At 71.4% G+C, this 26,784-nt stretch carries 27 protein-coding genes and 1 tRNA gene; 14 read left to right on the top strand and 14 right to left on the bottom strand.

Annotated elements, in window-relative coordinates; translation table 11 throughout:
• The first annotated feature begins 253 nt into the window (after positions 1-253).
• From NFU81_RS08095 to NFU81_RS08080, 4 genes are all read left to right on the top strand, one after another.
• Entirely contained in the window at positions 254-706 is a 453-nt protein-coding gene (locus tag NFU81_RS08095; RefSeq protein WP_251486642.1) for a hypothetical protein, read from the top strand.
• An 83-nt stretch (positions 707-789) separates the two neighbouring features.
• Positions 790-960, top strand: coding sequence for a hypothetical protein (locus NFU81_RS08090; RefSeq protein ID WP_251486639.1), 171 nt, complete (start codon positions 790-792; stop codon positions 958-960).
• Between the two features lie 241 nt (positions 961-1,201).
• Positions 1,202-1,678, top strand: coding sequence for a hypothetical protein (locus NFU81_RS08085; protein ID WP_251486636.1), 477 nt, complete (start codon positions 1,202-1,204; stop codon positions 1,676-1,678).
• Complete coding sequence (locus NFU81_RS08080) at positions 1,672-2,274, top strand: FUSC family protein (protein WP_251486879.1); 603 nt, start codon at positions 1,672-1,674, stop codon at positions 2,272-2,274. Before NFU81_RS08085 ends, NFU81_RS08080 begins: the two co-directional genes overlap by 7 nt.
• 20 nt (positions 2,275-2,294) lie before the next feature.
• Here NFU81_RS08080 and add read toward each other — a convergent pair whose 3' ends face one another.
• The gene (gene add, locus NFU81_RS08075; RefSeq protein WP_251486633.1) at positions 2,295-3,341 is read right to left on the bottom strand and encodes an adenosine deaminase; all 1,047 of its coding nucleotides are present in this window, start codon (positions 3,339-3,341) and stop codon (positions 2,295-2,297) included.
• A 194-nt stretch (positions 3,342-3,535) separates the two neighbouring features.
• Here add and NFU81_RS08070 point away from each other — a divergent pair, with 194 nt between their 5' ends.
• Positions 3,536-3,898, top strand: coding sequence for a cupin domain-containing protein (locus NFU81_RS08070; RefSeq protein ID WP_251486630.1), 363 nt, complete (start codon positions 3,536-3,538; stop codon positions 3,896-3,898).
• 7 nt (positions 3,899-3,905) lie between these two features.
• On the opposite strand, the gene NFU81_RS08065 is transcribed toward NFU81_RS08070, so the two are convergent.
• From NFU81_RS08065 to phoU, 7 genes are all read right to left on the bottom strand, one after another.
• Complete coding sequence (locus tag NFU81_RS08065; RefSeq protein WP_251486627.1) at positions 3,906-4,406, bottom strand: YfbM family protein; 501 nt, start codon at positions 4,404-4,406, stop codon at positions 3,906-3,908.
• Positions 4,407-4,439: 33 nt separating this feature from the next.
• Positions 4,440-5,090, bottom strand: a complete 651-nt coding sequence (locus NFU81_RS08060; RefSeq protein ID WP_251486624.1) for a response regulator — start codon at positions 5,088-5,090, stop codon at positions 4,440-4,442.
• A 16-nt stretch (positions 5,091-5,106) separates the two neighbouring features.
• On the bottom strand, positions 5,107-6,405 hold the full coding sequence (locus tag NFU81_RS08055; protein ID WP_251486621.1) for a sensor histidine kinase: 1,299 nt from the start codon (positions 6,403-6,405) through the stop codon (positions 5,107-5,109).
• Between the two features lie 20 nt (positions 6,406-6,425).
• Positions 6,426-7,208 carry an ABC transporter permease gene (locus NFU81_RS08050; protein ID WP_251486618.1) on the bottom strand — a complete coding sequence of 261 codons (783 nt, stop codon included), beginning with the start codon at positions 7,206-7,208 and terminating at the stop codon, positions 6,426-6,428.
• A complete protein-coding gene (locus NFU81_RS08045; RefSeq protein ID WP_251486615.1) occupies positions 7,205-8,134 on the bottom strand; it encodes an ABC transporter ATP-binding protein in 930 nt (309 codons plus the stop codon). The genes NFU81_RS08050 and NFU81_RS08045 overlap by 4 nt, the downstream gene beginning before the upstream one ends.
• 332 nt (positions 8,135-8,466) lie before the next feature.
• Positions 8,467-8,625, bottom strand: a complete 159-nt coding sequence (locus NFU81_RS08040) for a hypothetical protein (RefSeq protein ID WP_251486613.1) — start codon at positions 8,623-8,625, stop codon at positions 8,467-8,469.
• A 119-nt stretch (positions 8,626-8,744) separates the two neighbouring features.
• The gene (gene phoU / locus NFU81_RS08035; RefSeq protein WP_251486610.1) at positions 8,745-9,425 is read right to left on the bottom strand and encodes a phosphate signaling complex protein PhoU; all 681 of its coding nucleotides are present in this window, start codon (positions 9,423-9,425) and stop codon (positions 8,745-8,747) included.
• 212 nt (positions 9,426-9,637) lie between these two features.
• Here phoU and phoR point away from each other — a divergent pair, with 212 nt between their 5' ends.
• Together phoR and phoP are read left to right on the top strand one after the other, a co-directional pair.
• Positions 9,638-10,921, top strand: coding sequence for a two-component system sensor histidine kinase PhoR (gene phoR, locus NFU81_RS08030; protein WP_251486608.1), 1,284 nt, complete (start codon positions 9,638-9,640; stop codon positions 10,919-10,921).
• Complete coding sequence (gene phoP / locus NFU81_RS08025; protein WP_031525271.1) at positions 10,918-11,598, top strand: two-component system response regulator PhoP; 681 nt, start codon at positions 10,918-10,920, stop codon at positions 11,596-11,598. The genes phoR and phoP overlap by 4 nt, the downstream gene beginning before the upstream one ends.
• Before the next feature lie 150 nt (positions 11,599-11,748).
• On the opposite strand, the gene NFU81_RS08020 is transcribed toward phoP, so the two are convergent.
• Complete coding sequence (locus NFU81_RS08020) at positions 11,749-12,387, bottom strand: DUF461 domain-containing protein (protein ID WP_251486604.1); 639 nt, start codon at positions 12,385-12,387, stop codon at positions 11,749-11,751.
• A gap of 632 nt (positions 12,388-13,019) precedes the next feature.
• Here NFU81_RS08020 and NFU81_RS08015 point away from each other — a divergent pair.
• From NFU81_RS08015 to NFU81_RS07990, 6 genes are all read left to right on the top strand, one after another.
• Positions 13,020-13,502: a CarD family transcriptional regulator gene (locus tag NFU81_RS08015; protein ID WP_033174074.1), complete on the top strand. Its 483-nt coding sequence runs from the start codon at positions 13,020-13,022 to the stop codon at positions 13,500-13,502.
• Positions 13,503-13,887: 385 nt separating this feature from the next.
• Positions 13,888-14,616: a 2-C-methyl-D-erythritol 4-phosphate cytidylyltransferase gene (gene ispD / locus NFU81_RS08010; RefSeq protein ID WP_251486877.1), complete on the top strand. Its 729-nt coding sequence runs from the start codon at positions 13,888-13,890 to the stop codon at positions 14,614-14,616.
• A complete protein-coding gene (gene ispF / locus NFU81_RS08005) occupies positions 14,606-15,121 on the top strand; it encodes a 2-C-methyl-D-erythritol 2,4-cyclodiphosphate synthase (protein WP_251486601.1) in 516 nt (171 codons plus the stop codon). Before ispD ends, ispF begins: the two co-directional genes overlap by 11 nt.
• A 102-nt stretch (positions 15,122-15,223) precedes the next feature.
• Positions 15,224-16,615, top strand: a complete 1,392-nt coding sequence (gene cysS / locus NFU81_RS08000) for a cysteine--tRNA ligase (protein WP_251486597.1) — start codon at positions 15,224-15,226, stop codon at positions 16,613-16,615.
• Between the two features lie 107 nt (positions 16,616-16,722).
• Positions 16,723-17,679 carry a 23S rRNA (guanosine(2251)-2'-O)-methyltransferase RlmB gene (rlmB, locus tag NFU81_RS07995; RefSeq protein ID WP_251486594.1) on the top strand — a complete coding sequence of 319 codons (957 nt, stop codon included), beginning with the start codon at positions 16,723-16,725 and terminating at the stop codon, positions 17,677-17,679.
• A 110-nt stretch (positions 17,680-17,789) separates the two neighbouring features.
• On the top strand, positions 17,790-19,481 hold the full coding sequence (locus tag NFU81_RS07990; RefSeq protein ID WP_251486591.1) for a DoxX family protein: 1,692 nt from the start codon (positions 17,790-17,792) through the stop codon (positions 19,479-19,481).
• A gap of 309 nt (positions 19,482-19,790) precedes the next feature.
• Here NFU81_RS07990 and NFU81_RS07985 read toward each other — a convergent pair whose 3' ends face one another.
• The 3 genes from NFU81_RS07985 to NFU81_RS07975 form a co-directional block, all read right to left on the bottom strand.
• A complete protein-coding gene (locus tag NFU81_RS07985; RefSeq protein WP_251486589.1) occupies positions 19,791-20,531 on the bottom strand; it encodes a nucleotidyltransferase family protein in 741 nt (246 codons plus the stop codon).
• A gap of 103 nt (positions 20,532-20,634) precedes the next feature.
• The gene (locus NFU81_RS07980) at positions 20,635-21,063 is read right to left on the bottom strand and encodes a hypothetical protein (protein ID WP_251486587.1); all 429 of its coding nucleotides are present in this window, start codon (positions 21,061-21,063) and stop codon (positions 20,635-20,637) included.
• 261 nt (positions 21,064-21,324) lie between these two features.
• Positions 21,325-22,449: an ABC transporter ATP-binding protein gene (locus NFU81_RS07975; protein ID WP_251486585.1), complete on the bottom strand. Its 1,125-nt coding sequence runs from the start codon at positions 22,447-22,449 to the stop codon at positions 21,325-21,327.
• A 204-nt stretch (positions 22,450-22,653) separates the two neighbouring features.
• Between NFU81_RS07975 and NFU81_RS07970 the strand changes: the two genes are divergently transcribed.
• Positions 22,654-22,730, top strand: a tRNA-Thr gene (locus NFU81_RS07970).
• A gap of 495 nt (positions 22,731-23,225) precedes the next feature.
• On the opposite strand, the gene NFU81_RS07965 is transcribed toward NFU81_RS07970, so the two are convergent.
• Entirely contained in the window at positions 23,226-24,395 is a 1,170-nt protein-coding gene (locus tag NFU81_RS07965; RefSeq protein WP_251486583.1) for a hypothetical protein, read from the bottom strand.
• 224 nt (positions 24,396-24,619) lie between these two features.
• Positions 24,620-26,056, bottom strand: a complete 1,437-nt coding sequence (locus NFU81_RS07960) for an ATP-binding protein (RefSeq protein ID WP_251486581.1) — start codon at positions 26,054-26,056, stop codon at positions 24,620-24,622.
• Positions 26,057-26,784 lie beyond the last annotated feature (728 nt).

Below are 26,784 nucleotides of genomic sequence, written 5' to 3'. Positions count from 1 at the left end.
GAACCCGTGGTGGGGGCTGCTGATCGTCGTGCCCGGCGCTGTGTTCGGCGCCGTCAGCAGCGAATTTAGTATCCGGCTCATGATGTCCCTCTCCGTGTTCATGTGGGCGTTTCGGCTCGGACGAGAGACGGACCCTAGGCCAACTCGATCTCGGCGCACGCCAGCAGCGGAGGACCGCCTCGGGGATTAGCGAGCAGGCAGGGCGCAACTGCAACTGCAACTTCAGGGGCGGGTCGGGCCATACGATCACGCGGTGAGCTACGACATCTACTTCGTGGAACCTCGCGCGGACCTTTCCTGGGACGAACTCTCGGAGGGACGGGAAGCGGCGGCAGAAGCATCCCAGGACGTTCCGGCGGCACTCATCGAGGTGTGGGGACGCGTGACGCCCCAGGCTGAGGCCATATTGGGCGAAGTTGAGCTGGCCCGTAGTGCAGGTGCTCTTGAGTTGAGCCACGACGGCACGGGCCTGGACCTTGCGATCTTCGGTGATGAGATCAGCTTGTCTGTGCCGTACTGGCACGACGGGGAGCGAGCCGCCCAGGTCTTCCAGATTGTCTCGGCGATCGTGGCGATCGTTGAGCGGGAGTCGGGCCTCATCGCTTTCGACCCCCAGACGGAGGGTCCCTTCACGGCCTCCATCGACTCCGCCGTTTCGATCATGTCGGGCACCGCACAGGACCTCCGTAGCCGCTACGGGGGTTGACGCCCGGGCCGTCCCTGGGCCAAGTGGCTACCACCGGCCACTCTGGGGCGAGTGGCTAATCCTCGACGCCATACGGTGATCACATGACGCGGTTGATCGTGGCAGCCGGAGGAGGAGGCGACGCTGTCGGATGGGCCACCCGCGACGAGATCCCCCGGCTCGCCTCCGAGGCATTCGCCATCCGCATCACCGACGCCCTGGACCAACCAGGGCAGCCAGCCATCCGATCCCACGACGGCACGCACCTGCTCTGACGCACCTGCAAGCGCGGGGCGTCGCCGTACGAGGTCAGTTCTGGGGCGCAGCCAGGCGTGAGGTGTGCTCCGTGCTGGGGACTCGACGGCGGGTCGTTTCGAGGTGGTCTCGGCCGAATCGGAGAATGCAGGTTAGGAGTGGCATACCCGGCGACTGGAGCGGACGGGGGCGGTCATGGCTGGTGCGGCCGAGCGAGGACGGGCTGGCCGCGGGGGTCGGGCCGGGCGCTGGCTATCGAAGGTGTTCGAGCTCAACCGTGCAGGCGTCAACTGGCCGCGAGCGGTGCTGTTCCTGGACGTCGCGCTCGTGCCGCTGCTCGTCTTCTGGGCGATCGGGTACGAGCAGTACCTCCTGAGCGCCCTGTTCGGCATGCTGTTCGTGGCGCTGGCCGACCCGGGGGGCGGCTACGGGTATCGCGCGTCGCACGTCTCGTTCTTCGCGCTGATCGGCGCGGGGGTCACCGCGCTCGCGTTCGGTATCGGGGGAGAGGCCTGGGGCTGGCTGGCGCTCGCGGCTTTCGGGGTCACGCTGGTGGCCGGGCTGGCCGTCGCGTTCGGGGTGCGCAGATTCGTCAACGCCCTGCTTCTCAACTCAACCTCTGGTTCATCGTCGCCGTCGGACTCGCGTTCACCCTCCACCATCACGCCCACGTTTCCAGCCACACCTGGGCACAGGTGCTGGCGTGGGCCGGAGGGGCGGCGTTGTGGATCGTGCTGACGTTCGTCGAGTGGCTGGTCCGCGGGTGTGAGGACCGGCCCCAGCCGTTCGTGGAACTCCCCGGGGACACCTCGCGCCGGAAGCTGACCCGGCCACTAGCCCTGTTCGCGGTGCTCCGGGCTGTGGCCATCGCCGGCAGCGTGGCCCTGGCGTTCGGACCGGATCTGCCGGACGGCTCCTGGATCCCGATCGCGGCCGTCGTCGCGATGAAGCCGAGCCTGGAGCAGGGCATGCTCGTGTCCGTACAGCGCCTTGCCGGCGCGGTGATCGGCGCGGTCGTGGCTGTGCTGCTGCTCCTGGTGCCCGCCAGCGAACACGGGCTCAGGCTGATCACCGTGACGAGCGGGCTCGAAGTCGTCGCGCTCGTGCTGCTGGTGCACGCGGTGGGGATCCGCTTCCTGAACTACGCCCTCTACTGCGCGGCCGTTGCCGCAGGGGTGCTCATCCTGATCGACCTCCCCCAGCCTTCCCGTTACGCCGCCGAGGGCTACCGGGTGCTGTGGACGGTGTGCGGGGCGGGCACCGGCCTGATCGTCATGCTGCCGGCGGGGCTGGCCGCCAAGCGCAAGCCCCAGGCACCGCCGAAGGGGGCCTGAACCCTCGTCCTGCTGTCGGGTCAAAGCTCGGGGACGCGGTCCGCGTCTGCGTGGTCGACTCGTACGGTGGCCGCCGCGTCCCCCGGGGGCGGAGGGGTCAGCCATTCGGTGATGCGGGCCAGCGCTGCGGTCACGGATGCGCGCGGGGCTCCGGAGGATTCGACCGAGGTCCGGGCTATCGAGGCGAGTTGGGGGTCGGTCAGGCCGAGGGCCGCGCGGGCGGTTTCGTACTCCGCCAGGAGGCCGGGGCCGAACAGGAGGGGGTCGTCGGCGTTCAAGGTGCAGGGGACGCCGGCCTGGAGCAGGCGTGGGAGGGGGTGGGCGGACAGGGAATCCACCACGCCGAGGGCGACGTTGGAGGTGGGGCAGACGTCGAGGACGACGCCTTCCGCGGCCAGGCGGGCGACGAGTGCCGGGTCCTCGACCGCCCTGACGCCGTGGGCTATCCGTCGCGCGCCGAGCACGTCGACGGCGGCGCGTACGCTCGCCGGGCCGGCGAGTTCGCCCCCGTGCGGGGCGGAGATCAGCCCGGCGTCGCGGGCGATGCCGAAGGCCTCGGCGAAGGGCTCCGGTGCGTAGCGGGCCTCGTCTCCTGCCAGGCCGAAGGAGACCACGCCGTCGCCCGCCCGCCGGGCCGCGAGGCGGGCGGTCGCGACGGCCTCCACGGGGTCGCCGTTGCGCCGGGCGCACACCAGGACGCCGAAGCCGATGCCCAGCCGGGCCGCGGTACGGCGGCCCTCGTCGATCACCACATCCAGCAGGTCGAGCGCGGCGCCCGGATCGTCCGCGTATGTCAGGGGGTTCAGGTGCGGCTCGATCCACACCGCTCCGTCCGCGGCGGCGTCCTCGACGACCTCGCGCACCAGCCGCAGGACGTTCTCCCGCGGACCTTCGCGCACCAGCCGGGCGGCGGCACCGTACGCGGACAGGAAGCCCGCGAACGACGTGAAACCGGCAGACGGCCGTTCTCCCCGCTCGCCCGCCAGCTCCGCGAACGTGGCCGGCCGCATCGCGCCTTCGAGATGGACGTGGAGATGGGCCTTCGGCAGACGGGCAAGGCTGCGCATGGGTGCCTCGACTCTGTGGTGGGGCTCCGCCCTTCAGGCCTGCCGCCGCGAAGGCGAGTTACCCACAGCCTGTGGACAACTCTCCGCGTCCAGGGAAGCGGGCACGTCAGAAACGTACAAGACCGCTGGGGGCCAGGTGCGGCATGCTCGGCGGCAGCAGGGCGGAGAGCCCGGGGGTCGAGGAGGGTGCGGGAATGGCTGAGGCTGTGAACCTCGTGGAGAAGCTGGCGCAGTTCAGCGACCTGTGGTCGCAGAAGAAAGTGGCCGCGCTCAATGACTACGACGTCAAGCTCGCCAAGGTGAAGGGGGAGTTCGTCTGGCACACCCACGAGGACACCGACGAGCTGTTCCTGGTCGTCAGCGGGCGGCTGACCATTCAGCTCAGGGACGGTGATGTGGTGCTGGAGCCGGGGGAGTTGTACGTGGTTCCGCGCGGGGTCGAGCACTGCCCCCTCGCGGAGGAGGAGACCGCGATCCTGCTGCTGGAGCCGGCGGGGACGCTCAACACCGGTGACGTGGGCGGGCCGAGGACCAAGGCGGCCGAGAACCTCGGCTGACGGGAAGTCAGTCGAGCCACACGAGCAGCGCGTCGTCCGCGGACGCGGCAGCCGAGAGGAAGCGCGTCAGGGCGTCGTACCAGTGGCGTCCCCACTCCACTGCCCCGGGCTGGTCCCACATGACGGGGTACACCTCGGCCGCGGTCAGCTCGGCAGGGTCCAGCCCGCTGGTGAGCCGGTCGTACGGGGTGGCGCGCAGGGCCTGCGCCGCGAGGCGGACCCGTGACGGGGGAAGGTACTTCGGCGGGCCGTAGCCCCAGTCGTCGTCCTCGGCGAACGGCTCCTCGCCGTGGACGACGTCCACCGGGAAGCCGGCGCGGGCCAGCAGGAAGCGGAGCAGGTCCCAGGCCTTGTACGTGCTGAAGTGGCGCGCGTCGGACGGGGCGGGCTCCGCGTCGTCCTCCGCCTCGCGTATCCGCTCGACGAGGTCGGCCGCCCAGTCGGGGTCGTCGACGGCCCGGGCCAGCTCGGCGGCCGTCACGCGCAGGTACTCACCGATCATGCTCATAGCCGGAGACTATGAGACCAGGAGCCCAGGGGACTACGCCCCCGTCCCGGGAGTGAGGATGCCGCGGGTGAAGGCGGCGGCCACGGCCGAGGCGCGGTCGTTCGCGCCGAGCTTGGCGTAGATGTTCAGCAGGTGGGTCTTGACCGTGGCCTCGCTGATCAGCAGGCGGGCGGCGGCCTCGCGGTTGGTGGCGCCGGCGGCGACCCAGGTGAGGACCTCGTGCTCGCGCGGGGTGAGCAGGGCGGGGGCCGGGGGGCGTACGCGGTCCATCAGGCGGGCCGCCACCGAGGGGGCGAGGACCGCCTCGTGGTTGGCGGCGGCCCGGACCGCCCGGAGCAGCTCGTCCCGGGGCGCGTCCTTGAGGAGGTAGCCGGTCGCGCCCGCCGCGATGGCCGGCAGGACGTAGCTGTCGGAGTCGTACGTGGTCAGGACCAGCACCCGGGCGGGGCTGCCCGTCCTGGCCAGCTCGGTGATCGCGGCCACGCCGTCCATGCCGGGCATCCGCAGGTCCATCAGGACGACGTCGGGTTCCAGGCTTCCGGCCAGCCGGACGGCCTCGGCGCCGTCCGCCGCCTCGCCCACCACCTCGAAGGCGGGGTCGGCGGCGAACATGCCGCTCAGGCCGTCCCGTACGACGGGGTGGTCGTCGGCGATCAGCAGGCGGATCGGGGCGGGGGCGTTCATGCGCGCACCTCGGCGTTCACGCGCGCACCTCGGCCGTCGCGTGCGGTACGAGGGCGGAGACGGTCGTGCCCGAGCCGGGTTCCGAGCGGACCCGCAGGGTGCCGGACAGGCCCTCGATACGTTCGCGCATCGCCTTCAGCCCGAACCCGCCGCCCGGTGCGGGCGTCGGCGCCGCGAAGCCGCACCCGTCGTCGCGCACCTCCAGCGCGACGTCCCGCTCCCGGTAGCCGAGCGTCAGCGCGACGCTGCCGGCCTGCGCGTGCCGGGCCACGTTGGCCAGTGCCTCCTGCGCCGCCCGCAGCAGCGCCAGTTCGGCCTCCGGCCGCATCGGCCGGGTGGTCCCTGTGGTGGTGACCCGGACGGCGACCCCGTGCAGCACCGACCAGCGCTCGGCGACGCCGGCCAGCGCGTCCCCCAGCTCGGCGGTCTCCAGCTGCTCGGGGCGCAGGGCGTCCACCGAGCGCCGTGCCTCGGCCAGGCTCTCGCGGGCCATCCTGGTCGCGGCGGCGAAGTGCGCCCGCCACCGGTCGGGGATGTCGCCCGACTGCTCGGCGGCCTGCAGCTGCGTGATGATCCCGATGAGGCCCTGCGCTAGGGTGTCGTGGATCTCCCGGGCCATCCGCTGCCGTTCGTCGAGGACCCCGGCCTCCCTGGCCCGGGCCAGCAGCTGCCGGTGCAGCCCGGCGTTGTCGTCCAGGGTGGCCTGGAGCCGCTGGTTCGCCTCCCGCACCTGCTCCAGGGCCGCTTCCCGTTCCTTGCCCCGCACCTCGGCGTCCCGCTCCCACCACGCGAAGCCGCACATGCAGACCACGTTGACGGCCAGTACCGCGGCGAAGGCGATCCAGCCGGTGGCGTCGCCCTTGGGGATGCCCGAGGCCTGGGCGCTGCCCGACACCAGCGCGGCCGCGGCGACCCCCGGCAGCCGCCCCGGCCAGGGCAGGATGCCGAAGGCGTAGAAGTAGCAGGCGGGCGTGAACAGGCCGAACCACGGATCGCGCAGGACGAGGAGGCAGGCGAGCACCATCAGCCCGGCGAAGAAGACCCCCATCGCCGCGGGCCGCTCCCACCGCTGGGGGCGCAGGCTGAACATCGACAGCAGCCACAGCGCGGTCGCCGCGCACAGGCCGAGGTCGACCAGCAGGTCGCCGCCCGAGCGGTGTTCGGCGATCAGGATCGCCACGGCGAGGGCGGCGAGGATGGCGTACGGGGCGACGGTCATCAGCGGGAGCAGCCGCGCGTCCTGCTCGCCCGCGCGGGCGAGCACCTGCCGTCTGGCCTCCTGCCGCGCCTGCCGCCTGGCTTCCCGCCTGCTCATCGGTGCCCTCCGGATCGGCCTCACTCCCATCGGAACGATCTCACCGCCGCCGCGCCGAAGACAACGGCGTAGCCGGCGAGAGTGAGCAGCTGGAGGGCGTGCGGCCAGTGTCCCTGGGTGGCGTCGGTCAGCGCCTGGGCGGCGGCGCCGAGCGGTGCGGCCCGGCTGATGTGCCGCAGCAGCGGGGGCATGGCGGCGATCGGGAGGAACAGCCCGGCGGAGAACATCATGACGTAGAAGAGGGTGGCGCCCACGGCGTTGGCGACCCGGCCGTTGGGGGAGACCGCGGCGACGAACAGGCCGATGGCCATGAGGGCGAGCGCGGCCAGCACGAGGCCGGCGAGGTACCCGGCGGCCTGCCGCGGCAGCGGCACCCCGAAGGAGAGCCGGGCCACCAGGAGGACGGCGGCCACCGCGACGGCCGCGGTCGCCAGGCTGACCAGGAGCTGGGCGGCCAGCACGCGGGCCGGCCCGACCGGGGTGGTCCGCAGGCGGCGCAGCACCCCCTTCTCCCGGTAGCCGGCCATCGCCGCGGGCACCCAGTTGAAGGACAGCGTGGCAAGGACGAAGGAGGCCAGGATCGGGACGTACAGCTCCAGGAGCGTGGAGCCGCCGATCCGGTGCCGGTGGTAGTAGGGGATGTTGCCGAAGACGGTCAGCAGCGCGAGCGGCAGCGCGATCGCGAAGGCGGGACCCGCCTTCTCCCGGACGAACAGCCGCAGCTCGGTGCGGGTCAACCGCCCCAGCACCGACCCCGGGCGGGCGGCGGGCGGGACGGGAACGGCGCTGGCGTGGGCCGTCATGGCGTTCTCCTTCTCCTCGTTTTCTCGTCGCCCCCGGTCAGCGCGACGAACGCGTCCTCCAGGCCGGCCTGCTCCACCCGCAGGTGGTCCGCCGCGATGTCGTGGCGGGCCAGCACCGAGGTGACCGCGCCCAGCGCGTTGTCCGTGCCGGTGACCACCACGACATCGCCCTGCCGGGTGAGGCCTGTGACGTCGGGCAGATCGGTGAGCAGGGCGTCCTCGAACGGCACGGACGGCCGGAAGCGGATGCGCTGGCCGCCCTGGACGCGCTCGGCCAGGGCGGCCGGGCTGTCCAGCGCGACGACCCGGCCCCCGTCGATCACCGCCACCCGGTCGCACAGCCGCTCCGCCTCCGCCATGAAGTGCGTGACCAGCAGGATCGTCACCCCGCGGGCACGGACGTCCTGGATCAGGTCCCAGGTGTCACGGCGGGCCTGCGGGTCAAGGCCGGTGGTCAGCTCGTCCAGGACGGCCACCTCGGGGCTGCCGATCAGCGCGAGCGCGATGGAGAGCCGCTGCTTCTGCCCGCCGGACAGCGCGGCGTACGGGGTCCGCTGCGCCCCGGCCAGGCCGAGGGCGTCCGCGAGGGCCGCCGGGTCGGCCGGCCTGCGGTAGAAGGAGCCGTACAGGCGCAGTGCCTCGCCGACCCTCAGCCGGTCGGGGAGCTGACCGTCCTGGAGCTGGACCCCGAGCCGCTGGGTCAACTCGGCGCGGTCGCGCCGCGGATCGAGCCCCAGTACGTCGATCTCGCCCCGGTCGGGTGTCCGCAGCCCCTCGACGCACTCGACGGTGGTCGTCTTGCCGGCCCCGTTCGGGCCGAGAATCCCGAAGATCTCGCCCTGCTCCACGGCGAACGAGACATCGTCGACCGCGACGTGTGGCCCGTATCTCTTGTGCAGGTTCCGCACCTCGATGACCGCCGGCATGCGCGCGCCGTCCTTTTCCGGTTCCGGAGGCGCTTCCGAGGGGTTCGGAGGGCTCCTCACGGGCTCCGGAAGGGTTCCGGGCCGCCGCCACCAGCGTGGCAAGGGCGGCGCTCCGGCGGCATCGGCCGGCCGGTCCTGTGCGGCGGGGGGCGGCTGATCCGCCGGACGGCTCAGCGGTATCAACCGATCGGCTGAGGGCGGGCGCGCGGCGGGCGAGCGGGAGCGCAGCGTGGGCACTGCCGGCGGTCACGTAATCTTCGCTGCAGACGTGCCCCCGGGCCGCGGTCGGTCCGCGATCCGGGGGCACGATCTGTGTGCTGTGTCCCAGCTGGTCAGCCGCCGCACTGGCAGGCGCCGCCGGACTGGCAGCCGCAGCCGCAGCCGGAGCCGCAGCCGCATGCGGCGACCAGGGGGAGTGGGGTCCGCAGCGGAGATACGGCGTCGGACGTCGACTGGTCGCGTACGGGTACGGGCGTGGGGGTCTCCGGCATCAGTGCGCCCTCCTCAGGCTTAGCTCACTCACCAGTGAACTCCCGTGTGCAGCCGCGCATCAAGGGCGCACAAGGGCATAACGCCCACAGGAGCACCACCCGCACGCCCCCCGCCCCGGTTACGCGCCTTCCACCTGCGTCGGGGTCGGCGACATCGCGTCGACGTGCTCGCCGGTCACCAGGTAGACCACGCGCTTGGCGACGGAGACGGCGTGGTCGGCGAAGCGCTCGTAGTAGCGGCCGACCAGGGTGACGTCCACGGCGGTCTCTATGCCGTGCTTCCAGCGGTCGTCCAGCAGGTGCTGGAAGAGGGTGCGGTGCAGCTCGTCCATGCGGTCGTCGTCGGCTTCGAGCTGCAGGGCGTCGTCCACGTCCTTGGTGATGATCACCTCGGCGGCCTTGGCCATCAGCCGCTGCGCGAGCTGGCCCATCTCCAGGATGGTGCTGTGCAGGTCGTGCGGGACGGCCGAGACCGGGAAGCGCAGCCGGGCGAGCTTGGCGACGTGGCGGGCCAGGTCGCCGGAGCGCTCCAGGTCGGCGCTCATCCGCAGGCTGGTGACGACGATCCGCAGGTCGGTGGCCACCGGCTGCTGGCGGGCCAGCAGGTTGATCGCCCGGGTCTCCAGCTCGCGCTGGAGGTCGTCCACCTTCTCGTCCGCGGCGATCACGCTTTCCGCGATGTTGAGGTCCGCGTCGAGCAGTGCGGTGGTGGCGCGGCCTATTGCCGAGCCGACCAGCCTGGCCATCTCGACCAGCCCGTCACCGATGGAGTCAAGCTCCTCGTGGTATGCGTCCCGCATCGCGTTCCTTCCGTATGAGCAGAATGTGCAGAAAGTGCTCAGGCCAGTACAGAGGCTTCTCCTCCACGCTGCCACGCTGATGGGCCTGTGCGTACCGTCCGCGCACCCGGAGTGAATCAGCACCTACGTGAAGGTGAACTCTTGGCAACGTGCATCTGAGAGGTAGCTCTCAGGGTTGTGGAGTGCTTGAGCATGCCACCTACCCTGGGGCCATGGACGTGAACGCGGCAGTCGCCGCAGCCAGTGCGATAGCCGGTCTCCTGACCGGCGTGATCGCCGTGCTCGCGTTCCGCTGGAGCGAGCGGGAACAGGCCCGCCCGACCCGTACCGCACTGCACACGGACGCCGTGCTCCCGCCGGGAGTGGACACCGTGCTGTCCGTACTGCGCTCGTCGGCCGTCGTCCTGGACGAGGGCGACATCGTGGTCAAGGCCAGCTCCGCGGCATATGCCCTCGGACTGGTACGCGGCGGCCGGCTGGCCGTCGACCAGATGCTGCAGATGGCCCGCGAGACCCGGCGGGACGGCGAGATACGCCAGGTGGAACTCGACCTTCCGCGCCGCGGCGCGGGGCGCGGCGAGGGCCTCGCGGTCTCCGCCCGGGTGGCGCCGCTGGGCTCCCGGCTGGTGCTGCTGCTGGTCGAGGACCTCACCGAGGCCCGGCGGATCGAGGCGGTACGGCGGGACTTCGTGGCAAATGTCAGCCATGAGCTGAAAACGCCGGTCGGCGCCCTCTCGCTGCTGTCCGAGGCCGTGATGGACGCCTCGGACGACCCCGAGGCGGTCGTCCGCTTCGCCGGCCGGATGCAGATCGAGGCCACCCGGCTGACCAGCCTGGTGCAGGAGATCATCGACCTCTCCCGGGTCCAGGACGACGACCTGCTGGACGACGCGGAGCCGGTGGCGGTGGACGACCTGGTCGCCGAAGCCGTCGACCGCTGCCGCCACCAGGCCAACACCAAGCAGATCACCATGGCCACCGGCACCACACCCGACCTCTTCATATGGGGCAACCGGGGCCAGCTCGCGGCAGCGCTCGGCAACCTCGTCGAGAACGCCGTCAACTACAGCCCGGCCCGCACCCGGGTCGGGATAGCAGGACGCCGGATCGCCGCGACCGGGGGCGACCTCATCGAGATCTCCGTCACCGACCAGGGCATCGGCATCTCCGAGAAGGACCGCGACCGGGTCTTCGAGCGCTTCTACCGGGTCGACCCGGCGCGCTCGCGGGCCACCGGCGGCACCGGGCTCGGCCTGTCCATCGTCAAACACGTCGCCGCCACCCACGGCGGCGAGGTCACCGTGTGGAGCGCGGAAGGCCAGGGCTCCACCTTCACACTGCGGCTTCCCGAGGCCGGGATCGCCCGCGACCGCGCGCTCCCGCCCGGCACCGACCCGGATGCCGAAGCGGACGCAGAACCGGCCGACGAGCCGTCGGACGACCAGCTGTTCCAGACCCTCCCAGAACACATCCCCGCCCCGGAGGTCCTTCCGTGACCCGCGTACTCGTCGTCGAGGACGAAGAGTCCTTCAGCGACGCGCTGTCGTACATGCTCCGCAAGGAGGGCTTCGAGGTTGCTATTTCCGCGACCGGGCCCGACGCGCTGGACGAGTTCGAACGAAACGGCGCCGACCTGGTACTGCTCGACCTGATGCTGCCGGGGCTGCCCGGCACCGAGGTCTGCCGCCAGCTGCGGCTCAAGTCCAATGTCCCGGTGATCATGGTGACCGCCAAGGACAGCGAGATCGACAAGGTCGTCGGCCTGGAGATAGGCGCGGACGACTATGTGACCAAGCCGTTCTCCTCGCGGGAGCTTGTCGCCCGCATCCGCGCGGTGCTGCGCCGCCGCGGTGAGCCCGAGGAGATCTCCCCTGCCGCCCTGGAGGCGGGACCGGTCCGTATGGACGTGGACCGGCATGTCGTCACGGTCGGCGGCGGCAAGGTGGACCTGCCGCTGAAGGAGTTCGACCTGCTGGAGATGCTGCTGCGCAATGCCGGCCGGGTGCTGACGCGCATGCAGCTGATCGACCGGGTGTGGGGCGCGGACTACGTCGGCGACACCAAGACCCTCGACGTCCACGTCAAGCGGCTGCGCGCCAAGATCGAGCCCGACCCGGGGGCGCCGCGCTACCTGGTGACGGTCCGCGGGCTGGGCTACAAGTTCGAGCCGTAGGCCGCGGCCGCGCCCTGAGGCGCTCCTCCGGGTATTCCGGCGGGTAGTCCGACAGGTAGTCCGACAGGTAGTCCGACAGGTAAGGGTCCGACGCAAGGCGTCGGACCCTTACCGGCGTTTTCCGGCGTATATGGCGGCGTATTGCGCCGCTCAGGAGGTCGCGGTGGCGGTGCCCGTCGGCGTCGCCGTGCCTGTGGGGGTCGCCGTTCCCGTGGGGGTGGCGGTGCCGGTCGGGGTGGCGGTGGAGCCGGCCGTGGGCGTCTCCGACGGGAGCGGCGTCGCGGTGGTCGGCAGCGAGCTGGGGCCGTACGGCTCGAAGAAGCCGGCCGCGGGCGTCACGTTGACCGGCAGCGCGACCGCGCCGGTGGAGCTGAAGTTGAACACCGCGTTCTGCACGTCGCCGTCGCGCAGCGACTCGACGCCGCTGTTGATGACCGCGGCCGGGTTGCCCTTGCCGCCGAGCAGCACGGTGCCGTGCGCGGGGACGGTGATGGTGCTGCCGCCGTCGGCGGCGGACAGCTGCGCCGAGATCCCGCCCGCGAGCTGGACGGCCTGCAGCGTCTGGTCGGCCGTGCCGTCGTTGAACACCCGCGCGGAGACGGTGGCGGGGCCACCGGGCTGGGTGAGCACGAAGGCGTTCTGCACCAGGATGTCGCCGACCGCCGCCGACTGGCTGTCCGGCTGGACTTTCCCGGTCTGGGCGTTGTTGCCTGCCGCGCAGGCGGCGAGGGGGGCGAGCGTGAGAGCGACGACGGCGGCGAGGGCGCCGCGTCGGAAGCTGCGGACCACGGCGGCGGCATCTCCTTGGGCAGATTCTGACGATCTTCCAGCGGCCTAAGATTACCGAGCCGCCCGCGCGCCCACACACCGGGTGGTCCCTCCGTGACGCACCCTCACCCGACCGGTCCTGTGCGCCGGTCGTACGCCCGCGGGCCGCGCACCCGCCCGCGGCGGGTCCTTTGGTCCCCGTACGCCTCTGAACACCCCTCTGAGCAGGCCGGGAACCCGAACGGGCCGCCCGGGGCGTCGGTAGGCAACACGCCCGCAATGTATTCCGGCATTACCACGGTGTGTTTACCGGCGGACCGACGCGAGCGGGCGCGCGGGGGATTTCCATGAACGTGCAAAATTGGATCTTCAACCGCCGGGAACCCGAACGGAGTAGCGAAGATCCACTCCTTGGGAACCGACAAAACTGGACGTATCGGCCACTGTTGTGAGACCTTCCGGAGTGTGACGGGTGTGTTTCCGGCTCGCCGTATACCTGCTCCGACCTGCGGATACCGCATGGCTGTGGCACCCTCCAGCACGTTCCAGGGGCGCTTGTCAAGCCCCGAGATATGCCCTGACCTGCGAAAACGCCATTCAGATGAGGGCGTTCCCGTGTTACCCTGGATAGCCACGGAAGGGGTACCTGTCACATGACGTTCAAGGTTGGCGACACCGTGGTCTATCCCCATCACGGGGCCGCGCTGATCGAGGCTATCGAAATTCGCCAGATCAAAGGCGTGGACAAGACCTACTTGGTGCTCAAGGTCGCTCAGGGCGACTTGACGGTGCGCGTACCCGCGGACAATGCGGAGTTCGTCGGCGTACGCGACGTGGTCGGTCAGGAGGGTCTGGATCGGGTCTTCGAGGTGCTGCGCGCGCCGTACACCGAGGAGCCGACCAACTGGTCCCGCCGATACAAGGCAAATCTGGAGAAGCTCGCTTCCGGCGATGTCATCAAGGTTGCGGAAGTCGTCCGTGACCTGTGGCGCCGCGAGCGCGAGCGCGGCCTGTCGGCCGGCGAGAAGCGCATGCTCGCCAAGGCCCGGCAGATCCTGGTCAGCGAACTCGCACTGGCCGAGAACACCAACGAGGACAAGGCCGAGGCCCTGCTCGACGAAGTCCTCGCGTCGTAAGACCGTCCCTTTCCGGACGTTCTCGTGTCGCGTCCCTCCAGCGCCACTCACGCTGCCGTGACGTACTGACTTACGCAGACGCAACCCCTCGGACGACTCCTGAGGGACCCTGCCGCGGCACCCGGCCTGCATGATCGCCGGGTGCTGCGGCATGTGCCGACCCCGCGTGCGGCCGCAGGGCTCCGTGCGCCGACGCCGCACGCCTTTGCGCGGCATTGGCCACACCTTCGCTCGCGCCGGGCGCTACGGTCTTCCCTGAGGACTTCACGGAAGGGGTCCTCCGGACTACCGTGCCCTGGCTCCCCGGGCTTCGCCCGGTGATCCCACCCCCTGACTTCGCCCGGGGGCGCCACCCGGCCGTTCGGCCCGGGGGCACCTCCAAGCGATACCCATCTCATCCAAGGACACAAACCTGCGTACCGCAGCCGTCATTCCCGCCGCCGGACGTGGCGTCCGGCTCGGCCCCGGAGCGCCCAAGGCGCTGCGCACTCTCGGCGGGGTCCCGATCCTGGTCCACGCGGTCCGCGCGATGGCCCGTGCCAGGGCCGTCACCGTCATCGTCGTGGTCGCCCCGCCGGACGGCGCCGCCGAGGTCCGCGCGCTGCTCGACGCGAACGGGCTGCCCGAGGCCACCGACATAAGGGTGGTGCCCGGCGGCGAGGAGCGCCAGGACTCGGTACGCCTCGGCCTGGCCGCGCTGCCCGACGACGTCGACGTCGTCCTCGTCCACGACGCCGCCCGCCCGCTGGTGCCGGTCGAGACCGTCGAGGCCGTCGTGGACGCGGTCAGGGGCGGCGCCCCCGCCGTCGTACCGGGCCTGCCGCTCGCCGACACCGTCAAGAGCATCGACCTCGGGACCGGCACGGTCACCGGCACCCCGCAGCGCGCCCTGCTGCGGGCCGTGCAGACCCCGCAGGGCTTCGACCGGGCCGTGCTGTCCAAGGCCCACGCCACGGTCACCGACGACGTCACGGACGACGCCGGCATGGTCGAGCGGATGGGCGTCCCCGTCCTCGTCGTGCCCGGGCACGAGGAGGCCTTCAAGGTCACCAGGCCGCTGGACCTCGTCCTGGCCGAGGCCGTCCTGGCACGGAGGAGGGTCAATGGCCACTGACGTCCCCGCGGGGGCTCAGCCCCTGCCGCTGCCCCTGGTCGGGATCGGGACCGACGTCCACGCCTTCGAGGCGGGGCGCGAGCTGTGGTGCGCCGGGCTGCACTGGGAGGGCGCCGCGTTCGGCCTCGCCGGGCACTCCGACGCGGACGTGGCCGCGCACGCCGCCTGCGACGCGCTCTTCTCGGCGGCCGGGCTCGGCGACCTGGGCGCGCACTTCGGCACGGACCGACCCGAGTGGTCGGGAGCCTCCGGCGCCACGCTCCTCGCGGAGGCGGCCCGCATCGTCCGCGAGGCCGGCTTCGAGGTCGGCAACGTCGCGATCCAGGTCATCGGGGTACGCCCGAAGATCGGTTCGCGCCGGGCGGAGGCGCAGGCCGCCCTGTCCGCGGCCGTCGGCGCGCCGGTGTCCGTCTCCGGCACCACGACCGACGGCCTCGGACTCACCGGGCGCGGCGAGGGACTCGCGGCCGTCGCCACCGCTCTGGTGGTCCGTCGTCCCAGGTGAAACCCGCCTGCGGTGCCGCCGCAGACTCCGCATATAGCCGATGTGTAGTCCGACTCCCGCAGACCGCACAAGGCACGGCCCAACGCCCACTACCCTTGAGGCGTGACTATTCGCCTGTACGACACCGACGCACGCCAGGTACGTGACTTCGTCCCGCTCACGCCGGGCTGTGTCTCGATCTACCTGTGTGGCGCCACCGTGCAGGCGGCACCGCACATCGGCCACATCAGGTCCGGGCTGAACTTCGACATCCTGCAGCGCTGGTTCCGGCACCGCGGCTACGACGTGACCTTCATCCGCAACGTCACCGACATCGACGACAAGATCCTCGGCAAGGCCGCCGACCAGGGGCGCCCCTGGTGGTCCATCGGGTACGAGAACGAGCGCGCCTTCTCCACCGGCTACGACGTGCTCGGCTGCATGCCGCCCACGTACGAGCCGCGGGCCACCGGCCATGTGCCCGAGATGATCGAGATGATGCGCGGCCTGATCGAGCGCGGCCACGCCTACGAGTCCGAGGGCAACGTCTACTTCGACGTGCGCTCCTTCCCCGGCTACCTGGGGCTGTCCAACCAGGAGCTGGACAACCTGCGCCAGCCCGAGAGCGAGGGCGAGACCGGCAAGCGCGACCACCGCGACTTCGCGATGTGGAAGGCCGCCAGGCCCGGTGAGCCGTCCTGGGAGACGCCGTGGGGCCGCGGCAGGCCCGGCTGGCACCTGGAGTGCTCGGCGATGGCCCACAAGTACCTGGGCCCCGTCTTCGACATCCACGGCGGCGGCATCGACCTGATCTTCCCGCACCACGAGAACGAGATCGCCCAGGCCAAGGCGTACGGCGACGAGTTCGCCCGCTACTGGGTGCACAACGCGTGGGTCACCATGAGCGGCGAGAAGATGAGCAAGTCGCTCGGCAACTCCGTGCTCGTCTCGGAGATGGTGCAGCGCTGGCGCCCGATCGTGCTGCGCTACTACCTGGGCACCCCGCACTACCGGTCGATGATCGAGTACAGCGAGGACGCCCTGCGCGAGGCGGAGTCCGCGTTCGCGCGGATCGAGGGCTTCGTGCAGCGGGTCGTGGAGAAGGCCGGCCACGTGGAGGCCGCGGCAGAGGTGCCGCCGGCCTTCGCCGAGGCGATGGACGACGACTTGGGCGTGCCGCAGGCCCTGGCGGTGGTGCACACCACCGTCCGGCAGGGCAACAGCGCGCTCACCGCCGACGACAAGGAGACGGCGGTCGCGCGATTGGCCGAGGTCCGTGCGATGCTCGGAGTGCTGGGCCTCGACCCGCTGGACCCGCACTGGACCGGTGCGGACCGCGGGGACGACCTGCACGGCGTCGTGGACTCGCTCGTCCAGCTGGTGCTCCAGCAGCGGCAGTCGGCGCGGTCCCGCAAGGACTACGGGACGGCGGACGCGATCCGCGACCAGCTCGTCCAGGCGGGCCTGGAGATCGAGGACACCCCGACCGGTTCGCGGTGGACACTGCGGGGCTGACCGCCCGGCCGGGGCTCCCGCACAGGAGCCCCGGCACACAAGACATGCGGCGCGCGGGCGTACAGACGTCGGCGACGCCGGGACGAAGACAGAAGTGAGAGTGCCCCATGGCCGGCAACAGCCAGCGCAGGAACCGCCGTACGACCAACAAGAAGGGCGCCACGGTCGGCAGCGGCGGGCAGCGCCGCAAGGGCCTTGAGGGCAAGGGTCCGACGCCGCCGGCCGAGGCGCGCAAGGGCCACAAGAAGAACCGCGTCGCGAACGCCCAGGCCCGCCGGGTGTCGGGCCAGTCCCGCCGCCCGTCGGGGCGCGGCGCCAAGTCGACGTCCGAGATGGTCGTCGGCCGCAACCCCGTGGTCGAGGCGCTGCGCGCCGACATCCCGGCGACCGCGGTCTACGTCCAGCAGTTCATCGACAGCGACGACCGCGTGCGCGAGGCGCTGCGGCTGGCCACCGACCGCGGCGTGCCGCTGCTGGAGGCGCCCCGGCCCGAGCTGGACCGGATCACCGCGGGCCTGAACCACCAGGGCCTGGTGCTGCAGATCCCGCCGTACGAGTACGCCCACCCCGACGACCTGCTCGCCGAGGCCTCCGAGCAGCGCGACGAGCCGCTGATCGTGGCCCTCGACGGTGTCACCGACCCGCGCAACCTCGGTGCCGTCGTCCGCTCGGTCGCGGCCTTCGGCGGCCACGGCGTCGTGGTGCCCGAGCGGCGTGCCGCCGGTATGACCGCCGGCGCCTGGAAGACCTCGGCCGGCACTGCGGCCCGCGTCCCGGTGGCCCGCGCCACCAACCTGACCCGCACGCTGGAGGCGTACCAGAAGGCCGGCCTGACCGTCATCGGCCTGGCCGCCGACGGCGACGTCGACCTCTACGACCTCGAAGCGCTCACCGGCCCCGTCGTCATCGTCGCGGGCAGCGAGGGCAAGGGCCTGTCGCGGCTGGTCGGCGAGACCTGCGACCTGCTGGTCCGCATCCCGATGCCGGGCGGTGCCGCGGAGTCCCTGAACGCCGGCGTGGCGGCGGGCGTGGTCCTCTACGAGGCGGCGCGGCGCCGGGCCTGAACGGTCCCCGCAGGCCGTGCGGGCGCATCATACTGCCTCGGTGCGATTGACGCGTCTCGGACATCGAGGGCTCTGCCAGGCAGTGTCCTAACCGTTCGTCACTCGGTTAGATGAGTGTGGACACCAGAACCCCCCGCCCCTCCACAGGGGGAGGGACGCCCGGATTCGACGAGCAGGTCATGACGATGGCACGGGTGCCGAGCGACCCCGCGCAGGTCATCGTCACCCATGCGAGCTTCCGTGTGCAGCTGGGCAGGGCCTCGACCCGCTCCCTGGGACTCGGCGACACCAGCCGGATCGCCGCCGCCCCGCAGTACGCGGGCGCCGCCCGGGCGCCGGGCCGCCGCAAGCTCGTCCCGGTGGTGTGGTCCGGCCGCACCGAGCCGGGCGACCCGCGCGCGGGTGAGCTGCTGCGGGCGGTACGGCGGGCCGGCTCCGACGACGGCAGCGCGGGCGCGGCCACCCAGGTACTGCCGCGGATCGACGGCACGACCGGGCGGCCGCCCGGTCGCCCGACCGTCGTCGGCCCCCGCAGCGGCCAGTCCCCGACCGGCCTGCTCAGCGGCGTCCGCCCGGCGCGCGGCGCGTACGACCAGGACGACGGCGAGCCGGTCGTCGGCTACCGCGGCGGCGTACACGGCGACGGCGACGCGTACGGCGACGTACATGGCGACGGCGGCGTACATGGCGACGGATACGGCGGCGCCGGGCCGCGGCGCATGTCGCGCCAGGGCAACGCCGACTTCGTCAAGCACGCCTGGTATCCGCACCGTCGGCTGAACCTCGGCATCGTGCTGCTGCCGCTGCGGATCTTCCTCGGCTTCGTGTCGATCTACGCCGGCATGAGCAAACTGTGCGACCGCGTCTACTTCGACGGCGGCGAGCGCGGCTCCATGGTCACCTGGCTGTCCTCGCTGCACCCCTGGGCGGCGGCCGAGCCGCTGCGCGACGCCGCGCTCAACCACCCGGTGGGCGCGGGCCTGAGCATCGCCTTCCTCCAGGTCGTGGTCGGCGTCCTGACCGTCTGCGGACTGTGGCAGCGGGTCGCCGCGAGCTTCGGCGCCGCCCTGTCCATCGCCCTGCTCGTCACCGTGAGCTGGCGCACCGTCCCGGTGTACGACGCCCCCGACTTCATCTACCTGGCCGCCTGGAGCCCGCTGGTCATCGCCGGCGCCCCCGTCTACTCCGTCGACGGCAAGCTCGCCGGCGACGCATGGCGCAGGCTCGGCCCCCGGGTCGGCGTGTGGGACCTGCGCGGCTATGTACTGCGGCGCGGTGTGGTGCTCGGTACGGTCATCGCCGGCTGCACCCTGCTGATCGGCTCGGTGCTGGGGGCCGCGGTACGGGCCACCACCGCCCCTGCCCAGCGCCCCGCGGGGCCGGCCGCCCCGCTCGTCAACAACCTGCCCGGAGTGCCGCTGCCCGAGGCCCCGGGCGCCGACGCCGGGTCCGCGTCCACGACGCCCGCGCCGAGCACTTCGGCCAAGGCCAGGAAGACGAAGGAGCCGGACGCCCCCGCGTCCGCCCAGGCGCCGACCACGGCCCCCGGGCGCACCCACACCCCCGGCCACACGTCCACGAGCGGTACCGGCGGCTCCACGGGCTCCTCGGGCTCCTCCGGTGGCTCGGGCGGCTCGGGCGGCCACTCCACGCCCACCCAGCCCCCCGCGGCCCCGCCCCCGACCCACGCGGCCCCGCCGCCGCCCCCGCCCCCGGCGTCCAGGCCCCCCCAGGGCGCCATCGGCGGCCTCCTCGGCGCCCCCCTGCTGGGCGCCGCCCCGGCCACCTCCCCGATCGCCTGACCTGCCCCCTCTCGCCCGCCGGAATCCCCGCGCCCGCCAGGGCGCGGGGATTCCGCACGCGGGCGCCCCTCGGCGTCGCGCGCAACGACGACGGCGCGGCAGGCAGCAGGGGGCAATCACCCGGGGGCGCGGGGAACTGCGCGCGCAACCATCACAGCGCCGCAGGCAAACGTGGCGCCCAAGGGGCAGGACCTCGGGGGCGCGGGGAACTGCGCGACAAGCCACGACGCGCCCGGCAGCCGACACCCCACCGCAAGGGGCAATCACCCGCAGTCGTCCAGAGCCCCCCGTCGGGGAAAGGGAACCCTCCTAGACGGGCGTCGAGCCCAATTCCCTGGCCGCCTCGCGAAGATCCTTCGCCGTGTCGATCGCCCGCCAGTACGCCCCCTGCGGAATGGGGTAGCCGGCCAGCCGGCGCTCCCGCGCCAACCGCGGGAAGGTCGTGCGTTCGTGGTCGCCCAGATCCGGCAGCATCGCCGTGAAGCCGGGCGCGAAGACGTACACGCCGGCGTTGATGAGGAAGGGCGACGGCGGGGACTCGATGAAGTCCAGGACCTGCCCGAACTCGTTGGTCTCGACGGCCCCCCAGGGAATCCGCGGCCTGGCGAGGGCGAGCGTCGCGACGGCGTCGCGCTCCTCGTGGAATGCGGCCATGTCGCGCAGCGAGAAGCGCGTCCAGATGTCGCCGTTCGTGGCGTACCACGGCTCCTCGGCCCGCGGCAGCGACGCGGCGGCGTACTTGAGCCCGCCGCCGCGGCCGAGCGGCTCGTGCTCGACGACCGTGGTCACCTTCATCGGCAGCGGCGTACTGTCCAGCCATTCCTGGAGCACCTCCGCGAGGTGCCCGCACGAGACGACCGCGTCGGTGACGCCCTCCGCGGCGAGCCAGGCCAGCTGGTGGCCGATGATCGGCGTGCCCGTACCGGGGATCTCGACCATCGGCTTGGGCCGGTCGTCGGTGTACGGGCGCAGCCGCGAGCCCTGCCCTCCGGCCAGGATGACGGCCTGCGTGACCGGGATGACCTCGTGCGCAATGGTGTCGTGCGTCATGCTCGGCACCCTATGCGACGCGGAAGGCGGGGTACGGACCGGACGCGGACCGTACCCCGCCCCTGCGGGAACGCGGTAAGTGCGGCGAATGCGGGGCCTGGTGTCAGCCGACGGACGCGATGCCCGTCGCGAAAGCGGTGTCGCACACCGGGCGCGACCACGACTGGGCACGCTGCGTGGCGCCGTCGTACTTCGCCACGGCCGCGCGGCCCAGCGAACGCGCGATGGACGCGCAGTACTTGGCGAGCGACGGCTGGCGGGCCATGGCGACCTGGAGGCCGGTCAGGGCCACTCCCGGGTCCTTCTCCTGGAGTTCGGCCAGCAGACGCATACGCAGCGCCTCCTGCGGCGCCTTCGCGGCGGTCTCCGCGGCCACTTCCTGCCGGCTCTTGGCGGAGGCGGTGAGCACCTGCGCGTCGGAGGAGGAGACGGCCCACGGGACGCGGGTGACGGCGAGCGTTCCCGACAGCACGAGAACGACCGGGAGAACGAGCGCGAATGTCTTGCCGAGACGGCGAGCTACCTGGTTCACGCCTCGGATCGTAGCGACTGGTGATGATTTGGCGACATTTAGTCACTCTCCCGAGGGAGTGAAATCGCTGTCAGGGTGTTCGGGTGTTGACGAACGCATCCGAAAGGCCGGTTATGCGTATGTAAGCGACCGGCGTTCGGGGGCGGTGCCCGCGGCCCGTACCCGCGGCCGGCTCTCCCGCGAGCGCGGGCACGCAAAAGGGGCCGGGCGGTACGTGGTCGCCCACGTACCGCCCGGCCCTTGGCGCTTGTGACCCTTGGGTCAGTCGCTCAGGCGCTCGCCCGAGGAGGTGGCGAAGACGTGGGTCTCGCCGCCGCGCGGCACCACGTGCAGCACGGAGCCCTTCTCCGGGATCGCGCGGCCGCCGACGCGGATGACGATGTCCTTGTCCTCGTCGCCGACCTTCGCCGAGCCGTAGACGTAACCGTCCGCGCCCAGCTCCTCGACGACGTTGACGGTCACGGCCAGGCCGGCCGGGGCGTCCTTGGACAGCGACTTGCTCTCGCTCTCGCCGTCGACGATGTCGAAGTGCTCGGGGCGCACACCGACGGTGACCGTGCGGTCACCCTTGTCCGCCGCCGCCTGCACCGCGTCACGCTCGACGTTGACCAGCGTGTTGCCGAACTTCACGCCGCCGTCGACGATCGGGACCTCGATGAGGTTCATCGCGGGGGAGCCGATGAAGCCCGCCACGAACAGGTTGGCCGGCTTGTCGTACATGTTGCGCGGGCTGTCGACCTGCTGCAGCAGACCGTCCTTGAGCACCGCCACGCGGTCGCCCATCGTCATGGCCTCGACCTGGTCGTGGGTGACGTAGACGGTGGTGACGCCGAGGCGGCGCTGCAGGCTGGCGATCTGCGTACGGGTCTGCACACGCAGCTTCGCGTCGAGGTTCGACAGCGGCTCGTCCATGAGGAAGACCTGCGGCTCACGGACGATCGCGCGGCCCATCGCGACACGCTGGCGCTGACCACCGGAGAGCGCCTTCGGCTTGCGCGCCAGGTAGTCGGTCAGGTCCAGGATCTTCGCGGCTTCCTCGACCCGCTTGCGGATCTCGGCCTTGTTGACGCCGGCGATCTTGAGCGCGAAGCCCATGTTGTCGGCGACCGTCATGTGCGGGTACAGCGCGTAGTTCTGGAACACCATCGCGATGTCGCGGTCCTTGGGCGGCAGGTGCGTGACGTCCCGCTCACCGATCCGGATCGCACCGGCGTTGACGTCCTCGAGCCCCGCGAGCATGCGGAGCGAGGTCGACTTGCCGCAACCCGAAGGCCCGACCAGCACCAGGAACTCGCCGTCCCCGACCTCGATGTCGAGCCCGTCCACCGCGGGCTTGTCGCCACCCGGGTAGATCCGGGTCGCCTTGTCGAACGTGACTGTAGCCATGACTGTTACGCAGTCCCTTCACCGGCAGGAACGTGCCGGACGATCCGAGTAAAGGAAGCAGTTTTTTTGGTGCCGCTTCAGTGGTCCAGCCCGCATCCCACGGACTCCCGGTGACGCTACCTGCACGTTCCCCGTTTTGTCACCAGCCCTCCACCCCTTTTTTCCCCACCCTCCCCCGACCCCGCCCGCTACACTTCTCCCTGCGCCTCCTTAGCTCAGTTGGCCAGAGCGACGCTCTTGTAAAGCGTAGGTCGTCGGTTCGAACCCGACAGGGGGCTCCATGGTGAACCCCAGGCTAAGCGTTTGGCCTGGCCATTTTCCCTTCTCTTGACCATGGGGAGGCCTCCAGTGGACCCCTTTTGACCTACGCATGGTGATGCGTCCGGCGCGGGCTGACCCACGGGAGGCACTGGTTGGTCCTGCGGGCGCTCACGGGCCTCTGAACAGGGCTTTCACGGCCCAGTGCGGTGCCTGACGGCCGGGCGGGCGGTGGGTGAGCCGGCAAGGGGAGCGCGAGGGGAGCGCATCAGGACAGCGCGGGTGCAGCGGGCGTCCCTGTGCAGGGAGGTCGTCGGCGGTCGTGAACGGCTCTGGTGAAGGCGTGCGGGGGACGTGGTCTGCGCCCGGACCGCTTGTTGCGTGTGCTGGGCGCCGCCGGGGGCGGGAGCGAGGAACGAATCTTCGATCGCGGACTTTGTGCCGGGTCGACAAGGGGTGGCCCTGGGGAGCGGCCGATGAGGGGCGGCGCGCTGGTGCCGGTCTTTCCCCTCAGGCGATCAGCGGGCTGTCAGGCCGGCGTCGGTGAGGCGTCGCATCAGCGAGGGCTTGCCGCGGTGCTGGTCGCGTAGGGGCTGCAGGCGCCGGGCGAACTCCTCGGGGGTGCCCGCCCGGTCATGGACCTCGCGGAGATCCTTCAGGAGGGCGACTGCGGCGTCGTACGGGCCGGACTGCTTCTGCCCGATCAGGTGGGCGATGTCCTGCCAGACCTGCTCGGCGTTCTCGGCCAGGTGGTCCAGGCGGTCCTCCCTGGTCTGTTGTTCGGCTCGGCGGGACAGGATACGGGCACGTTGCTGCTGCCGTGTGTGCTCGCTGCGTACTTCGTGGGCGGCGTCGAGGAGGTCTGCGGCTGAGCGGCGTGGGGCGGCGGTGGAGGGTCCGGCTGTGCCGTGGGATGCGGTGCGGTGGCGGGCCAGCAGCGCGGGGCCCGGTTGTGGGGATGTGCCCAGGGCGGCGTCCAGCAGCAGGGCGTCCTTCTCGCGTTGCGGCAGGGCGCGGATCCACGCGGCGAGTGCGTTCTTGTCGACCGCCGGGGGAGGGGCGGTACAACTGGCGCGGGCGGCTGCGGTGAGCAGGTGCGGGTCGATGTGCAGGAAGTCCGCCAGGGCCTGTTGCGAGCCGGTGAGCTGGGCCAGACCGGCGGGTACGGGCGGCTCGATGGCGGAGGTGTACTCGTCTTCGTCGACGTCTTCCTGCAACTCCCAGCGGGTGAGCGCGGAAAGCCAGGCCAGATAGAGGGGGCGCAGGTCGCCTGCGGCGAGTTCGGTACGCAGGGCCGTGAACGAGGCCAGAGTGAAGGAGGTGTCGAACTCCCACTCGCTGTCGTCCTCGGCCGCATAGGCGAAGTCGAGGATGAGGTGGCCGTTCCTGGTCCAGCAGGTGAAGGCGTCTTCCGCGCAATAGGGTTTGGCGCTGCGGGCGGGCAGCAGCGTGGTGGGCAGGCGCAGCATCAGGCGGCGCGAGCCCCAGTTGGCGAAATACAGATGTGCGTCGTACAGCTGCTCCATCAGCTTGCGGCCGTCACCGCGGAAGTCGCCGTAGTGGTATTCGTTGACGAAGTGCGTCGTGCTGATCCTGGCCCGGCTCGACAGGGCCCGTACCTGCTGGAGCTCGTCCGTGGTCAACGGTCGGTCAACGGCCTGGAACTCGTAGTACTGGTACTCGCTCACGGCCGCGCAGCCTACCGCCGAGTGCTGCGGCTGGTGCAGCGGAGACCTGGCGTTGGTTCCCCTACGCCACGGGGCTAGGCGGGCTACGCGGGGACATCGGACGTGGACCGGCACTCGACACGGGGGTCGGGGGGAACACGCACCGGCGTCCTTCGTGGAGCTTTGCGGACCGGTGCCGGACTGCGCCGCGCGCCGCAGCGGGACGTTGCGCCAGCGGGTACGGACTACTCTGCGGGGCGCCGGTAGGTGGTCGGTCGTCCTCTGCCTCCGAGTTGCTCCACCAGGCCTCGGCTGCGCAGGTCGCGGAGGACTTTGCGGATGTTGGGAGCAGTGAGCTCCAGTGACTTCTGTAGTTCGGCCGCGCTCTGGGGGCCGGCTGCGAGCGCGTCGTAGACTCGCAGCGCGGTTTCGTTCAGCCCGGGTTGTGTGGCGGGTGCCGCTGCGCGTTGCAGGACCACGGTGAACCGGATGCCCGCGTCCACGTAGTGGGCGGGGGGGATTCCGGCTTCGCTGAGGGAGGCTGTGATGATCGGGATTCCCGTGGCCAGGGCTTCGATGACCCGCGCTCCCGTCTCGGGGGAGCGGACGTGCTGGCAGATCGCGACGAGCCTGGCGTTGCGCGCCGAGGTCACGGCGTCCCGGCCGAGTCGTTCGACGGTGATTCCGTACAACCCGCCGGGGTTGGAGACCACCAGCCGGTCGCGTCGGAGCCTGACCTCGATTGCCAGGCCTGCGGACCAGTGGTCGAGGTCTCGGTGCACCAGGGCGTTGGCGATCAGCTCCCTGAAGGCAACGTAGGGGTAGGTGGGTCGGTCGTGGACGGTCCCGTCGGGTTCGGACACGATCGTGGTGTCGAAGGTGCGCCGGGCCCAGGCCAGGGCCTCGTCGAGCATCCGTGGAATCGGCCCCGTGATCGTCGTCTGGTTGCGTGCGCGGGAGCCCACGGGATCCTCCGGCAGCGGCTCTGCTGAGGCCTGGATCACGAATCGGGGGAACCACTGCTGAGGGTGGGCGCCGAGAGCCAGCAGGCCCGCGACGGTTGGTGTGTCCTCGGCGGTGGTCACGCCGGCGCGCCGCAGCAGTTCGGCGTCATCGGTGAAGCGCCCCAGGCCGCGGGGGTCCCGTTCCCGGACCGACCGGAGGAACTCGGTGACAAGCTGGTCGTCGAGATCCGCCCGGGCGGCGTCGGCAACCGGCGCCCGGTCGAACAGCGGAGGGCGGCGTGCGGCGAGGAAGGCCTGCTCCTCAAGAGCCGACAGCTCGAAGTCGCCGTCGTATCCACGCGAGTAGGAGGCGCCCGAGGCGGTGACCCTGCATGGCTTCGCCGAACGGTCGCACTCATGGACCGTGGCCACCACGACAGGGCAGCCGTCGACCGTTCCGTCGCTGATGGTGAGGAGAACCGGGGGCGTGAACGAACGGGCCTTGAGCGCGAGGCCCTGCTTCAGCCCCTGCGGGTCCGCCAGGGGGACGGGCCGGAATCCTGTTCGCTCGTCGAGCCCCAGGATGATGGTGCCGCCACCCGGCAGGTTCGCCAGCGCGCTGAGCGTCGAGGTCAGCGACTGGGGGAGCCCCCCGGCGGCCGACTTCACCTCGATGTCGGCGCAGTCGCCTCCCGCCGAGCGTAGCTCCGCGATCATTGCAGTCAGGTCCGTGGGCACGGCGATAAATGTAACCCATAGGTGGTTACATATTCTCTTGATTTGGTTACATTTCCTGCGGCCTGTGGAGGTATCCCCGACCAGTGTCGCCGGGCCAGCCCGCCCGGTGGGGCGCGGGGAGCGCAAGGGGAGCGCAGACGCCTTCGGACGGGGCGGTGCGGGGCGTCACAGTCCAGCTTGCGACAACTGCGTTGACCAGGTAGAACGCCACCGCGCGGCATGAGCTGGAACCGGTCGTCACGATCGCTCGTGGACTTGTAAAGCGTAGGTCGTCGGTTCGAACCCGACAGGGGGCTCTTTTTCTTGCCTGGTCAGGCCTGGTTTCCGCGGTGCGGGGCGCCCGGCCGGGGCGCCCGGCACACATGCAGCACACATCGCGCCGGTTCACGGCGCCTGGGTGGTCCGCCGGCCGGTCGCGGGGCCGCCGCGCCGCGGCCGAGGGCGGCAACCGGCGGCAGGCGAGCAGGAAGCTGCCCGATATCAGGGCGGGGGTCATCTCTCCCGGACTCTCTGCCGCCACCACGCTTCCGCATGCCACGGGCTGATGGACGCTGCCACAGGGTCGGGCAGGGTGCGACGGAGGTACTCCGCATCCAGCGGGGTGACGATCTTCTGGAGCCCTGCTCGGGCCGCAGGCGGCAGGAGTCGGAGCGCTTCTCCGAGGATGTCCCGGGCCTCTGCCGGATTGCAGCAGGGGCAGTCGTCCCAAGGCAGAGAGAGATATCGGC

Origin of the sequence: Actinacidiphila cocklensis (genome assembly GCF_907177275.1) — a bacterium.
Lineage (GTDB): Bacteria > Actinomycetota > Actinomycetes > Streptomycetales > Streptomycetaceae > Actinacidiphila > Actinacidiphila cocklensis.
The sequence above is the reverse complement of the archived record's forward strand: the minus strand, read 5'-3'. Positions and strand labels throughout refer to the sequence as shown.

Bases quoted from the DNA above. Each gene is read 5' to 3' on its own strand.
- NFU81_RS08090 (WP_251486639.1), top strand. From the start codon at position 790: ATGACGCGGTTGATCGTGGCAGCCGGAGGAGGAGGCGACGCTGTCGGA.
- NFU81_RS08060 (WP_251486624.1), bottom strand. From the start codon at position 5,090: ATGAACGCCCCCGCCCCGATCCGCCTGCTGATCGCCGACGACCACCCC.
- NFU81_RS07990 (WP_251486591.1), top strand. From the start codon at position 17,790: ATGAGTGTGGACACCAGAACCCCCCGCCCCTCCACAGGGGGAGGGACG.
- NFU81_RS08045 (WP_251486615.1), bottom strand. From the start codon at position 8,134: ATGCCGGCGGTCATCGAGGTGCGGAACCTGCACAAGAGATACGGGCCA.
- NFU81_RS08040 (WP_251486613.1), bottom strand. From the start codon at position 8,625: ATGCCGGAGACCCCCACGCCCGTACCCGTACGCGACCAGTCGACGTCC.
- ispF (WP_251486601.1), top strand. From the start codon at position 14,606: ATGGCCACTGACGTCCCCGCGGGGGCTCAGCCCCTGCCGCTGCCCCTG.
- NFU81_RS08055 (WP_251486621.1), bottom strand. From the start codon at position 6,405: ATGAGCAGGCGGGAAGCCAGGCGGCAGGCGCGGCAGGAGGCCAGACGG.
- rlmB (WP_251486594.1), top strand. From the start codon at position 16,723: ATGGCCGGCAACAGCCAGCGCAGGAACCGCCGTACGACCAACAAGAAG.
- NFU81_RS08070 (WP_251486630.1), top strand. From the start codon at position 3,536: ATGGCTGAGGCTGTGAACCTCGTGGAGAAGCTGGCGCAGTTCAGCGAC.
- add (WP_251486633.1), bottom strand. From the start codon at position 3,341: ATGCGCAGCCTTGCCCGTCTGCCGAAGGCCCATCTCCACGTCCATCTC.
- NFU81_RS08015 (WP_033174074.1), top strand. From the start codon at position 13,020: ATGACGTTCAAGGTTGGCGACACCGTGGTCTATCCCCATCACGGGGCC.
- NFU81_RS07975 (WP_251486585.1), bottom strand. From the start codon at position 22,449: ATGGCTACAGTCACGTTCGACAAGGCGACCCGGATCTACCCGGGTGGC.
- phoR (WP_251486608.1), top strand. From the start codon at position 9,638: ATGGACGTGAACGCGGCAGTCGCCGCAGCCAGTGCGATAGCCGGTCTC.
- NFU81_RS08065 (WP_251486627.1), bottom strand. From the start codon at position 4,406: ATGAGCATGATCGGTGAGTACCTGCGCGTGACGGCCGCCGAGCTGGCC.
- NFU81_RS07985 (WP_251486589.1), bottom strand. From the start codon at position 20,531: ATGACGCACGACACCATTGCGCACGAGGTCATCCCGGTCACGCAGGCC.
- NFU81_RS08050 (WP_251486618.1), bottom strand. From the start codon at position 7,208: ATGACGGCCCACGCCAGCGCCGTTCCCGTCCCGCCCGCCGCCCGCCCG.
- phoU (WP_251486610.1), bottom strand. From the start codon at position 9,425: ATGCGGGACGCATACCACGAGGAGCTTGACTCCATCGGTGACGGGCTG.